The 12524-nt window shown below is 66.6% G+C and carries 11 protein-coding genes; 5 read left to right on the forward strand and 6 right to left on the reverse strand.

What is annotated here, in order from left to right; all coding sequences use genetic code 11:
* Position 1 precedes the first annotated feature (1 nt).
* Positions 2 to 1513, reverse strand: coding sequence for an IS21 family transposase (gene istA, locus C8K14_RS05930; RefSeq protein ID WP_107716034.1), 1512 nt, complete (start codon positions 1511 to 1513; stop codon positions 2 to 4).
* A gap of 246 nt (positions 1514 to 1759) precedes the next feature.
* Between istA and C8K14_RS05935 the strand changes: the two genes are divergently transcribed.
* The 4 genes from C8K14_RS05935 (at position 1760) to C8K14_RS05950 (ending at position 6614) form a co-directional block, all read left to right on the forward strand.
* The gene (locus tag C8K14_RS05935) at positions 1760 to 3340 is read left to right on the forward strand and encodes a M28 family metallopeptidase (RefSeq protein ID WP_233250927.1); all 1581 of its coding nucleotides are present in this window, start codon (positions 1760 to 1762) and stop codon (positions 3338 to 3340) included.
* A 66-nt stretch (positions 3341 to 3406) separates the two neighbouring features.
* Positions 3407 to 4864, forward strand: a complete 1458-nt coding sequence (gene guaB, locus C8K14_RS05940; RefSeq protein WP_028657618.1) for an IMP dehydrogenase — start codon at positions 3407 to 3409, stop codon at positions 4862 to 4864.
* On the forward strand, positions 4861 to 6042 hold the full coding sequence (locus C8K14_RS05945; RefSeq protein ID WP_107716036.1) for an RsmB/NOP family class I SAM-dependent RNA methyltransferase: 1182 nt from the start codon (positions 4861 to 4863) through the stop codon (positions 6040 to 6042). The genes guaB and C8K14_RS05945 overlap by 4 nt, the downstream gene beginning before the upstream one ends.
* Before the next feature lie 65 nt (positions 6043 to 6107).
* A complete protein-coding gene (locus C8K14_RS05950; RefSeq protein WP_107716256.1) occupies positions 6108 to 6614 on the forward strand; it encodes a tetratricopeptide repeat protein in 507 nt (168 codons plus the stop codon).
* Between the two features lie 133 nt (positions 6615 to 6747).
* Here the strand turns inward: C8K14_RS05950 and C8K14_RS05955 are convergent, their stop codons facing one another.
* A complete protein-coding gene (locus C8K14_RS05955) occupies positions 6748 to 7236 on the reverse strand; it encodes an RNA pyrophosphohydrolase (RefSeq protein WP_062782662.1) in 489 nt (162 codons plus the stop codon).
* Between the two features lie 17 nt (positions 7237 to 7253).
* Positions 7254 to 8288, reverse strand: a complete 1035-nt coding sequence (locus C8K14_RS05960) for an alpha/beta hydrolase (protein WP_233250928.1) — start codon at positions 8286 to 8288, stop codon at positions 7254 to 7256.
* Between the two features lie 39 nt (positions 8289 to 8327).
* Between C8K14_RS05960 and C8K14_RS05965 the strand changes: the two genes are divergently transcribed.
* Positions 8328 to 9695: a deoxyribodipyrimidine photo-lyase gene (locus C8K14_RS05965; protein WP_107716037.1), complete on the forward strand. Its 1368-nt coding sequence runs from the start codon at positions 8328 to 8330 to the stop codon at positions 9693 to 9695.
* A gap of 32 nt (positions 9696 to 9727) precedes the next feature.
* Here C8K14_RS05965 and C8K14_RS05970 read toward each other — a convergent pair whose 3' ends face one another.
* The 3 genes from C8K14_RS05970 to purF form a co-directional block, all read right to left on the reverse strand.
* Positions 9728 to 10078 carry a PilZ domain-containing protein gene (locus tag C8K14_RS05970; protein ID WP_022675272.1) on the reverse strand — a complete coding sequence of 117 codons (351 nt, stop codon included), beginning with the start codon at positions 10076 to 10078 and terminating at the stop codon, positions 9728 to 9730.
* Between the two features lie 147 nt (positions 10079 to 10225).
* Positions 10226 to 10957, reverse strand: a complete 732-nt coding sequence (locus tag C8K14_RS05975) for an SDR family NAD(P)-dependent oxidoreductase (protein ID WP_107716038.1) — start codon at positions 10955 to 10957, stop codon at positions 10226 to 10228.
* Between the two features lie 2 nt (positions 10958 to 10959).
* Positions 10960 to 12438 (reverse strand): amidophosphoribosyltransferase, encoded by a 1479-nt coding sequence (purF, locus tag C8K14_RS05980; protein WP_022675274.1) that lies wholly within the window; start codon positions 12436 to 12438, stop codon positions 10960 to 10962.
* Positions 12439 to 12524 lie beyond the last annotated feature (86 nt).

Below are 12524 nucleotides of genomic sequence, written 5' to 3' on the forward strand. Positions count from 1 at the left end.
CTCATGCTGCCATCCCCTCGGAGACGGTGGGGACCAAAGCAGCATAATCAGCCGCCTGCGTGACCTTCACATCCAGCCTGGGCAGATGAGGATAGGTCGCCAGGTCCAGCCTGGCTGGCCGCCGCTCAATCCTGGCCAGCGCGATCTGCTTGACCGCATCAAAGCTGACAGCGCCCATGTGGATCGCCTGAGTGACCGCATGGGTCACCACCGCCATGGGCATCGCCTCCAGCAGGCGGAGAACCTGGATATATTCGCGCTTGCCCTTGCGGCCCATGCGCCCCTCCAGCACTTGCCTCAAGTGGGCAAAGACATCGGGCAAGGCCCAATTCTGCAATGCCGCCGCCTGATCGAGGGCATTGGGCTTGGTCTCGATCAGCGCCAGATAATGCAGCGGATCGGCCACAAAATCGCCACTGCCATAGCTGCGGACATGGCGGGCGATCTCTTCGGCACCGGACAGGATCACCACCTCGTCCACGAAGCCCTTCACCACCACATCCTGGAAGCCATAACGGGTGGGCACCGAGTAATCATTGCCGCGATATCGCACCAGCGCCGTCGATGACACGCGGGCACTGCGCTTCTCGCATGGTTCCAATGGCACGGGCGGCAGTGGGCGCAGTGCCGCAATATCGGCGGTCAAGCGTTCACCGATGGTCTGGGCATGGCGGCCAGCACGTTCGCCCTGCCGCGCACGGCAGCGGTTCAAAAGGTCGGCGTTCAGCGCGTCATAGCTCGCCGCCTGCGGCTTGGGCGTCATGAAGTTGCGGCGCGCGTGCTTGACCAGCCCTTCGACCTTGCCCTTGTCATTGCCTTTGCCGGGCCGGCCAAACCGGTCAGAAAACAGGTAGTGGCTGACCAACTCGTTGAAGGCCCGTGTCCGCTCACGCTTGCCATCCCCCAGGATCTTGGCCACCGCAATTGTCGTGTTGTCGTACAGGATCGACTGGGGAATGCCCCCAAAGAAATCAAAGGCCGACACATGCCCATCCAGAAATGCCTCGGTGGTCTCGCGCGGAAAAGCCTTCACAAAACAGGCATCGGACTGCGGCAAATCCATGCACAGGAAGTGGATCTTCTGCTCCACCCCGCCAATCACACCGACGGCTTCACCGAAGTCCACCTGCGCATGGCCCGGTGGATGGGCCAGCGGCACAAATGTCTCGCGGCCACGCACCCGGCTCAGCCGGACATAGTCCTTCACCACCGTATAGCCGCCGCCATAGCCATGCTCATCACGCAGGCGTTCGAAAATCCGCTTCGCCGTATGCCGCTGCTTGACCGGCGCCGTCCGGTCATCTTCCAAAATCGCATCAACAACCGGCAGCAGAGGTCCAAGCTTCGGCTTCTCCACTGGCTTCGTGCGCGTATAACCCGGTGGCAGTGAAAATCGGCAGATCTTGCCAATCGTCTCCCGGCTTAACCCAAATACCCGCGCCGCCTCCCGCCGGCTGCGACCCTGCACAAACACAAACTGCCGAACACTCGCATAAACTTCCACGGCATACATCCTGGCCGCCCTCAAAAGGGCACGCCTTACCACTGGCTGGGTTTTAATCCGCCACGCTCAGCACCTCGCCGGCGTTCCAGTGGCTGGTTTTGTCACCGCCGTGCACATCCTGCGCCAGGAATTTCGCGCGCAGGCTCGATTCACCGTGCTTTACAGTTTGGGAACTTGCGCGTCTTGGCGGGTTTTGTCAGCAATGAGCCTGCGCTGAAGCGTTTGGGGACATAGATGAGTCGTGGCGCAAGGCTGTTGAGGGCACTGGCCCTGGTCTCGCTGGCAGCTCTGCTGCCGGCGGGCGCGGCGCATTCGGCCACAGTGCCGGTTGGCCAGACCCTGGAACAGCGCCTGCGTGCCCATGTCGAGACGCTGGCCAGCCCGGCCTTTGCCGGCCGCCGCCCCGGCACCGAGGGTGAAACCCAGACCTTGCGCTACCTGGTGCGGCAGTGGTTCGAAATGGGCCTGGAATCGGGCACCAACCTGCCGGGCAGCCCGTGGTTTGCGCCGGTCGAACTGGTCGCGCGCGAGCCGGTGCTGTCGCGCGCGGCCTTCATGCGTGGCCGGCGGCGCCTGGCGGCTGACGAGCATGATGTGTTCGTGGTTACCTCGGGCGTGCGCAACCTGGTGGAAAGCGCGCCGGTGCTGTTTGTCGGGCATGGGGTGGTGCCATCGCGCACCGAACTGGCCGGCCGTGTTGCGCTCTTGCTGGAAAGCAAGGCAGCCGCTGGCGGCAAGCGTGGTGACCATGACGAGCGCCACGGCGACGTGGAGGCCGGGCGCGAGGCCGTGGGCCGCCTGCTGGACGGCGGGGCCATGGCGGTGATCACGGTGCTGGATGGCACGCGCACCCTTGATGATGTGGCAACGCGGCGGCGCAAGGCTGGCACGGTGCTGGCCGGCGAGCGGCTCGACAACGAGATCGAGGCGTTTGTCACCCCCGACATGGCCGATCGCCTGCTGGGCGGATCCACCGCCGCGCCCGGCCAGGCGCTGGCCGCTGCCCAGGCCGAGGCAGAAAAGCCCGATTTCACGCCGCGCCTGATCGGCACCACGGCCAGTCTGGAAGCGACCAGCACCGAAACCCGCGTGCGCACGCACAACCTGATCGGCCGCATTCCCGGGCGCGATCCCGCTGCCGGCGCCGTGCTGCTGGTGGCGCATTGGGACCATTTCGGGGTTTGCACGGCGGCCGGGGCGATCTGCCCGGGCGCGGTGGACAATGCCAGCGGCGTGGCGGTGATCACCGAAGTGGCGCGGCAGATCCTGGCCGGCATGCCGCAGCGCATGCCCGATCGCGATATCTATGTGCTGGCCACCACCGGCGAAGAAATGGGCCTGCTTGGCGCCCTGGCCTTTGCCGAAAATCCGCCGCTGCCGCTGGGGCGGATCGTGGCGGCGTTCAACGTCGACAGCACCGGCCTGGTGCCGGCGGGCGGGCAGGTGGCGATCGTGGGGCGGGGGATGACCCCGTTGGATGATACCGTGGCGCGGGTGCTGGGGCGGATGCGGCGCAAGCTGGTCGATGGCCGGGCGGCCAATGCCTATGTGCGCCGGCAGGATAGCTGGGTGCTGATGCAGCATGATGTGCCCGCGATCATGGTCAGCACCAGCTATGCCGACGAGGCGCGATTGGACCGGTTCATGACCGGCGCCTATCACACCCCGGCCGATACGCCGGACCATGTGAACTATGCCGGCATGGCCGATGACGTGCAGATCAACACCGAGTTGGTGCGCGAATTTGCCGATGCCCGCCGCTATGCCACAGGGGGCGTGACACCCCCGGCGACGGCGCCCGCGCCGGGGCCGACAAATAGCGCCCGAACCCCCTAGCCAATTGTTCCCGGCTTGATTACATGGGCCGCCACGATTCTACCCGGACAGGAAGTGGCAGCGCACATGGATATCCCCCTCGGCCTTACCTTTGACGACGTTCTGTTGCGTCCGGCCGAGTCAGACATTCTGCCTTCGCAGGCCGATACCCGCACCCGCCTGACCAAGGCGATCGCTCTCAACATCCCCGTGCTGTCTTCGGCCATGGACACCGTGACCGAGGCCGACATGGCCATCGTGATGGCCCAGCTTGGCGGCATCGGCGTGTTGCACCGCAACCTGACGATCGAGGAACAGGCCGCCGCCGTGCGCGCAGTGAAGCGCTATGAAAGCGGCATGGTGGTCAACCCGATCACCATTTCGCCTGATGCCACGCTGGGCGACGCCCAAGCGCTGATGAGCGCCAACCGCATCAGCGGCATTCCGGTGGTGGAAGCCGGCGGCCGGCTGGTGGGCATCCTCACCAACCGCGACGTGCGCTTTGCCGCCAATCTGGCGCAGCCGGTGCGCGAGCTGATGACGCACGAAAACCTGGCTACGGTGAAGCTGGGCACCAGCGGCGACGAAGCCCGCCGCCTGCTGCACGCCCGCCGCATCGAAAAGCTGCTGGTGGTGGACGATGCCTATCGCTGCATCGGCCTGATCACGGTGAAGGACATCGAAAAGTCGGTGACCTATCCCAACGCCACCAAGGACAGTGCCGGCCGCCTGCGCGTGGCCGCTGCCACGACCGTGGGGGAAAAGGGCATGGCCCGCACCGCCGCCCTGGTGGAAGCGGAATGCGACGTGGTGATCATCGACACCGCCCATGGCCACAACCGCGACGTGGCGCGTGCCGTGGAAGCGGTGAAGAAGCTGTCGAACGACGTGCAGGTGATTGCCGGCAACGTTGCCACGGCCGAGGCGACCCGCGCGCTGATCGATGCCGGGGCCGATGGCATCAAGGTGGGCATCGGGCCGGGCTCGATCTGCACCACCCGCATCGTTGCCGGCGTGGGCGTGCCGCAGCTGACCGCGATCATGGAATGCGCGGCCGAGGCGGAAAAGTCAGGCGTGCCGGTGATCGGCGATGGCGGCCTGCGGACGTCGGGCGATGCGGCGAAGGCGCTTGCCGCCGGTGCCAGCTCGATCATGATCGGTTCGATGCTGGCCGGCACCGAGGAAGCGCCCGGCGAAACCTTCATCTACCAGGGCCGCGCCTATAAGGCCTATCGCGGCATGGGTTCGGTGGGCGCCATGGCGCGCGGTTCGGCCGATCGCTATTTCCAGCAGGACATCAAGGATTCGATGAAGCTGGTGCCCGAAGGCATCGAAGGCCAGGTGCCGTACAAGGGCCCGGCCAAGGACGTGGTGCACCAGCTGGTCGGCGGCATCAAGGCGGCCATGGGCTATACCGGCAGCGGCACGATCGAGCACCTGCGCAAGAACGCCAAGTTCGTGCGCATCACCAATGCGGGCCTCAAGGAAAGCCACGTCCATGACGTGACGATCACGCGTGAGGCGCCGAACTACCCCACGCGGTGACGCCGGCCGCGCGGGTCCAGGCCGCGATCGACATTCTGGATGGCGTGATCGCGGCCGCGCGCGGGCAGGGGGCTTCGGCCGATCGGCTGGCGGCGGAATGGTTCCGCCAGCGGCGCTTTGTCGGATCGAAGGATCGCCGCGCCATTCGCGAGCTGGTGTGGGCCGCGATCCGCGCCTGTGGCGAAGTGCCGGTAAGCGGGCGGGCCGCCGTGCTGCGCCTGGCGCAGGATGATCCCGATCTGGCAGCGCGGTTTGACGGTTCGCCCTATGGTCCGGCGCCGATCTGCGCCGACGAGCCCGTGGCGCTGGCCGGCGCCATGCCGGGCTGGCTGGCCAAGGCGATGGCCGCGTCAGGGCTGGGCGAGGCGGAACAGGCCGCGTTGATGGGCCGTGCGCCCTTGGACCTGCGCGCCAATACCCTGAAAATCGATCGCGATAGCCTGGCGGCGCGGCTGCCGGTCGCGGCCGAGCCGGTGGTGGCGCCGCATGGCCTGCGCCTGCCAATGGGCACGCCCGCGGAAACCTGGCCGGAATTTGCCCAGGGCCTGTTCGAAGTGCAGGACGCTGGCAGCCAGATCGCCTGTGAGGCACTGGGCGCGCGGCCAGGGGAAAACGTGGTGGACCTTTGCGCTGGCGCCGGGGGCAAGACCCTGGCCCTGGCCGCCGCGATGCACAATACCGGGCGGTTGCTGGCCTGCGATATCGATCGCCCGCGCCTGTCGCGGCTGGCCCCCCGGGCCGAGCGCGCCGGCGCGCTGGTCGAAACGCGGCTGCTCAACCCCGGCAAAGAGACCGAGATGTTGGCCGATTGGCGCGGCCAGGCCGATGCGGTTCTGGTCGATGCGCCGTGTTCGGGCACGGGCACGTGGCGCCGCAATCCTGAGGCGCGCTGGAGGCTGAGCCCGTCGGCGATTGCCCGCTATCAGCAGATGCAGGCCCAGGTTCTCGACGTGGCGGCCGGGCTGGTGCGGCCCGGTGGGCGCCTGGTGTTCATCACCTGCTCGCTGATCGATGCCGAGGGCGCCGATGGGCTGGACGCGTTCCTGGCCAGCCATCCCGATTTCACGTGTGAACAGCTGGCTATGCCGGCCGGGCGGGCGCATCGTGGCGGCTGGCGTTTGTCTCCGTATCATGACGATACGGACGGGTTTTTCTTCGCTCGGCTGGTTCGTCTGTGATAGACCCATCGGCCATGAGGGTGGTCTATCGCCGCGGTGAGCAGTCCCGGCTGAAGGAGTTCTTGATGCGTTACACGCCAGCGGCCCTTGCGCTGTCCCTGCTTGTGGCCGTGACCGGCAGCATGGGCTCGGCCCACACCAGCGAGCCTCTCGATCCGCGCGCGCAGGTGCTGTTTCAGGAAGGGCGCACGCTCATGGCCAAGGGCGACATCGACGCCGCGACCGACAGCCTGGAATCGGCGCTGACTATCGATCCGGCCAATGCCAGCATTCTGGTGGCGCTGGGCGATGCCTCGCGCCAGGCCGGGCTTCAGGGCAAGGCGATCCATTATTACCGCGACGTGCTGGACCGCGAGCCCAACAATCTCGCCGCGATTGCGGGCGAAGGTGCGGCGCTTGCCGAAAAGGGCGCCATCGACAAGGCCAAGGCCACGCTCACCCGGCTGGAAGGCCTGTGCGGCAAGGCCTGCCCGGAAACGGCCGTGGTGAGCAAGGCGCTTGCCGCTGGCCCCAAGCCGCAGGTGGCGGCAGCTGAGCCGGTTGCGACGAAGGACCCGGTTCAGGCGAATTGATTTTGCGGGGGATGCGTTAGGCTTCGCACCACCCCCCGACCCCCTCCTCTGAAGAGGGGGGGCAGAGGCTTAAGCCCCATCCTCTCTTAGAGGATGGGGTTTGGGGTTGGTGGAAACATGGCGCTGAAAAAACTCAGATCAGGGCGCGGAATTCTTCCACGACCTGGCGATAGACGCGCCGCTTGAAAGGCACGATCAGATCGGGCAGCTGCTCGGGATCGACCCACTTCCATTCGCAGAATTCGGCCGGATCGTGGGCGTCGAGCACCACGTCGCTGTCTTGGCCGTTGAAGCGCAGCAGCAGCCATGCCTGGCGCTGGCCGCGATACTGGCCGCCCCACAGCTTGCCCAGCAATTCGGGCGGAAGATCATAGAAATGCTCTTCGCGGCTCTGCGCCAGCACGGTGACGTGCTCGCTCGTCAGGCCGGTTTCCTCGTGCAGTTCGCGCATCGCGGCGGGGACCAGTTCCTCGCCGTCGTCGATGCCGCCCTGTGGCATCTGCCAGGCGTCACCTTCCTTGTTGTCGATACGCTTGCCGACGAAGACGCGGCCTTGGGGATTGACGATCATCAGCCCCACGCAGGGACGATAGGGAAGAGCGGCAAAGGGGTCCGCACTCATGGATAGGTGGTCCTCGTTCAAACAGTAGGGCGCCCGGCATCGAGCACACCGCGCAGCGCCGCCAGAATTGCTTCCAGATCAGCCTGCGCGCTGGGGATGGCCTTGCGCACCTGGATAAAGCCGTGGATCGTTCCCGCGCGTTCGGTGAACACGAGGGGCGATCCGGCGCGTGCCAGGGCCGCGCCATAGACCCGCCCGCTATCGCGAATCGGATCGAGGCCTGCGGTCACTAGCACCGTAGGGGGCATGCGGTCATGCCCGCCGTTGAGCGGAAAGGTGCGTACGCTGTCGGCCGGCGCGGCATAGGCATCGGCAAACCAGCGCATCACCTGCGCATCGAGCAGAAAGCCTTCGGCAAATTCGCGGAAAGAGGCGTGGCCATCCACCGCATCGGTCAGTGGGTAGATTGGCACCTGGGCGATGACCGGCACGGCGGCGGGATCGGCAGCCAGCGCCTGGGTGACCACGATCGCGAGATTGCCGCCGGCCGAATCGCCGATCGGCACCAGGCCGGTGACATCCAGGCCCAGCTCGGCTGGGGATTGCGCGATCCAGCGGGTGGCCGCCTCGGCATCGTCGGTGGCGGCAGGAAACGGATGTTCGGGGGCGAGCCGATAATCGACCGAGACCAGCGGCAAGTCCATCTGCGCGGCGATCTCGGTGCAGACGTTGTGATGGCTGTCCAACCCGCCAAGCACAAAACCGCCGCCGTGATAGAACACCAGCACTGGCCCCGGGGCGCGGGCTTCGCGGCTGTCATACAGGCGCAAGGCAATTTGGCCGGCTGGCCCCGGGCACTGCAGGTCGCGGATCACGGGCAGGTCGCGCGGCGGCAGGTCGGCCAGTTGCTGCATAGCAACATAGGCGGCGCGCGCCTGGTCCACCGGCATCTGGTGCATCGCGGGGGCACCGGCGGCGGCAGCCTGGCGCAGGTAATCGAGGAACGCCTGCACATCAGGACGGACAAAGAGCGGTTCGGCCAAGGCCCATTCTCCAGTTGCGGCGCCATAGGCGCCCAGCGCGCAGACCTGCACCAAGGGGCAGGCGGCCAACCATGGCCAAGTGGGCCATTACCCTGCACATAGCAAGGCATGACGAGCCCAACAATTGTCTGGCTGCGCCGGGATTTGCGCCTGCATGACCAGGCCGCCTTCATTGCCGCCGCCGCAAGCGGCAGCCCGGTCATCCCGGTCTATGTGCTGGATGACGAGACCCCCAAGCACCGTCGCATGGGCGCCGCATCGCGCTGGTGGCTGCATCACAGCCTGGAACGGCTCGATGCGCAGTTGCAGGCCATAGGATCGCGCCTGATCTTGCGCCGCGGCAAGTGCGATGCCGCGCTCGCCGCCATTCGCCGCGAGACTGGCGCGCGCGTGGTTCATGCACTGCACCATTACGAGCCGTGGTGGCGCCTGGCCGAGCGCGCGGTGGGGAAGGCGCTGGATTTGCGCCTGCATCACGGCAATTTCCTGCTGCCACCCGGCACGGTCACCACCGGTGCGGGGCAGCCATACAAGATCTATACGCCGTTCTGGCGCGCCAGCCTGCAGCAGTTGCCGCCGCCGCCGCCGCAGCCGGCGCCGGAAACACTGCCTGCACCCGAATTCTGGCCGGCGAGCGATACGCTGGCCGACTGGCAACTCTTGCCGAAAACCCCGGATTGGGCGGAGGGCATGCGCGACACCTGGACGCCGGGCGAGGCGGGGGCAGCGCAGCGTATCGAGGCATTCATCGGCCGGGCCCGTCGCTATGACGAGCAGCGCAACCTGCCTTCGTGCCCCGGCACCTCGATGCTTTCGCCCCATCTTCACTTCGGTGAAATCTCACCCGCCACTGTGTGGCACGCCGTGGCCGATGCCGGCGGTAGCGTGGACGTGTTCCTGAGCGAACTGGGTTGGCGCGATTATGCCCAGAACCTGATCCTGCAATGCCCCGATTACGCCGCGCGCAATGGCCGCCCGGCATTCGATGCCTTGCCGTGGCGCGACGCACCCGAAGAACTTGCCGCCTGGCAGCAGGGGCGCACCGGCTATCCCATCGTCGATGCCGGCATGCGGCAACTGTGGCACACCGGCTGGATGCACAACCGCGTGCGGATGATCGCCGCCAGTTTCTTGATCAAGCACCTGCTGATCGACTGGCGCGCGGGGGAGCAGTGGTTCTGGGATACGCTGGTCGATGCCGATTACGGCGCGAATGCCACCAATTGGCAGTGGGTGGCAGGTAGCGGCCTGGACGCCAACATGTTCGTGCGGATCATGGCGCCGCTATCGCAATCGGCCAAGTTCGATGCGGCGGCCTATATCCGCGAATGGGTGCCCGAACTGCGCCATCTTTCCGACGCAGACATCCACGATCCGCAGCGCCCGCCGCGCGGCTATCCGGCCAAGATCATTCCCCATACCCAGGCGCGCGAACGTGCGCTGGCAGCGCATGCCGCGATGAAAGTGCACGCCTGACTGGGCGATGGGTTGACGCGGCGATGGGCGGCTCAGCGCCCGTCGCCGTCGGCCTCTCCGCCATAGCGCAGCAGCAGCGCGTCATGCTCGCGCTGGGTCAAAAGATTGGCAAAGGCACAGCCAACCAGGCCGGCGTGCCACCACACAACCTCGGCTTCGCGCGGTTCCAGGCCGGGCAGCGTGAGGTAAACCTTGCTGCCTTGGGCCAGCCGCACCGAAGCGAGCGCGGAAAAGCCGGCGAGCGAGAGATCGAGCACCAGGGTTTGCGCGGCGCGGGCCCCGTTGCGGCGCAACTTGGCCGGAATGACCATGCGCGAGCGCGGAGCGCAGCGATCGTCGCTGGCGGCTGCTTCGTAATCCTGCTGCCAATTGATTGTCGGCATTGGCCCTGACCTGCTGAAGCCGTGGTTCCAGGCCGCGCAGCACGCGGCCGTTGTGGAAGCATGAGGAAAGTGCGTTACCAGCAGGTTAACAGGCGCAATGACACCCTAAGATTTCATGCGATTGTGGCATGTAACCGCGCGGAAAGCTCAGGCGGGTTCGTCCACCCGCTCGCGGTGCGGGCTGGTGAAATCGGCGCTGGCCAGGGCGACGATGCGCGCAGCTACCGTTTCAGGCGGCTTGACGCTGGCCGGATTTTCGCCGGGATAGGCCTTGGCGCGCATCTTGGTGCGCGTGGCACCCGGATCGACGATGGCCACGCGAATGCCCGAGATCGCGGCCACTTCCTGGGCATAGCTGGCCAGGAGATTGTCGAACGCCGCCTTGGTCGCGCCATAGGCACCCCAATAGGCGCGCGGCGCAGCGCCGACGCTGCTGGTCAGGCCGATCACGCGCGCATCCTGGCTGCCCTTGAGCAGGGGATGGAACGCGCTGATCAGCGAGTGCGTCGCCAGCACGTTGAGCGTGATCGCGCGGCTGAAATCGCGCGGCTCGATCTGCCACACCGGGGTGAGGGCCGGCAGCACGGCGGCGTTGATCACCAGGATATCAAGCGCCACCCAGCGTTCGGAAATCGCCGAGGCGAGGCGCGCCACGCCATCGGGTTCGGCCAGGTCGACCGGCGCGATCGTGGCATTGCCACCGGCCTGGAAGATTTCGTCTTCCACCTTTTCCAGTTCGGCCGCCGTGCGGGCCACCAGCACCACATGGGCACCAGCGGCTGCCAGCGCCCGGGCCGTGGCGGCACCGATGCCCCGGCTGGCGCCGGTCACGAGGGCGACACGGCCGGCGAGCGGCGTTTGCGCGTTGGCGGCCGACACGATCAGGCGACCTTGGCGGGCTTGGCCTTGAGCTTGACCGGCGAACAGCCCGGCGCGCGATCACCCAGATCGGTAAGGCGCGTGGGATAGTCACCGGTGAAGCAGGCGTCGCAATATTGCGGGCAGGTGCTGTTGCGCTGAACCTCGCCCACGGCGCGATAGAGACCGTCGATCGAGACGAAGGCCAGGCTATCGGCCTGGATGAATTCGGCCATGGCGGCAATGTCCATCCGCGCGGCGAGCAGCTTCGAGCGCTCCGGCGTGTCCACGCCATAGAAGCACGAATGTTCGGTCGGCGGGCTGGCGACGCGGAAGTGCACTTCGCGCGCGCCGGCTTCGCGCATCATCTGCACGATCTTGAGGCTGGTGGTGCCACGCACGATCGAATCGTCGATCAGCACGATGCGCTTGCCGGCCACCAGGGCGCGGTTGGCGTTGTGCTTGCGCTTGACGTCGGCATTGCGGGCGCCGTCCGAAGGCTGGATGAAGGTGCGGCCGACATAGTGCGAGCGGATGATGCCAAGCTCGAACGGAATGCCCGACTGCTGGGCATAACCGAGCGCGGCGGGAACGCCGCTGTCGGGCACGGGAATGACGAGATCGGCGTCGGCCGGGTTTTCCAGGGCCAGCTGCGTGCCGATGGCCTTGCGCACTTCATAGACCGAGCGGCCACCCAGGATCGAATCCGGGCGGCTGAAATAGACATGCTCGAAGATGCACGGGCGCTGCGGCGTGTCGCCAAACGGGCGATGCGTCTGGATCGAACCGTCGAGGGCCACCTGGACCAGTTCGCCCGGCTCCACTTCGCGCACCATGTCGGCGCCCACCACGTCGAGCGCGACGCTTTCGCTGGCGAACACCACGGCGTCACCCAGCTTGCCCATCACCAGCGGACGGATGCCGAGCGGATCGCGACAGGCAATCATGCCTTCGGGCGTCATGCAGATCAGCGAATAGGCGCCTTCGACCAGGCGCAGCGCATCGACGAAGCGATCGAGCAGCGTGGGATAGCGGCTGGTGGCAACGAGGTGGATGATCACCTCGGTATCCGAGGTCGACTGGAAGATCGCGCCCTTTTGCACCAGATCGCGCTTGAGGAACATCGCGTTGGAGATGTTGCCGTTGTGCGCGATGGCAAACCCGCCCGCGGCCAGATCGGCAAACAGCGGCTGCACGTTGCGCAGGCCCGATCCACCCGTGGTCGAATAGCGGACGTGGCCGGCGGCCATCATGCCCGGCAGTTCGGCGATCGCCTGGCCGCTGGAAAAGTTCTGCGCGACATGGCCGATGCCGCGGCGGGAGAAGAACTCCTGCCCGTCGAAGCTGGTGATGCCCACCGCTTCCTGGCCGCGATGCTGCAGGGCATGAAGGCCCAAAGCTGTCATCGCCGCCGCATCGCGCGCGCCCAGCACGCCGAAAATGCCGCATTCCTCGCGCAGCTTGTCGCCGTCGCGGTCCTCGAAGGGGTTGGTGGTGATCATCTGTCTCGCAAGCGCTCGCGCCAAAGACTCGCACCGGTGCGAAATGCCCCGGCCGAGCAATGGCGCCCATGTGGCGACGTTTGCCG

The organism is Novosphingobium sp. GV079 (genome assembly GCF_003058045.1).
Classification (GTDB): Bacteria; Pseudomonadota; Alphaproteobacteria; order Sphingomonadales; family Sphingomonadaceae; genus Novosphingobium; species Novosphingobium capsulatum.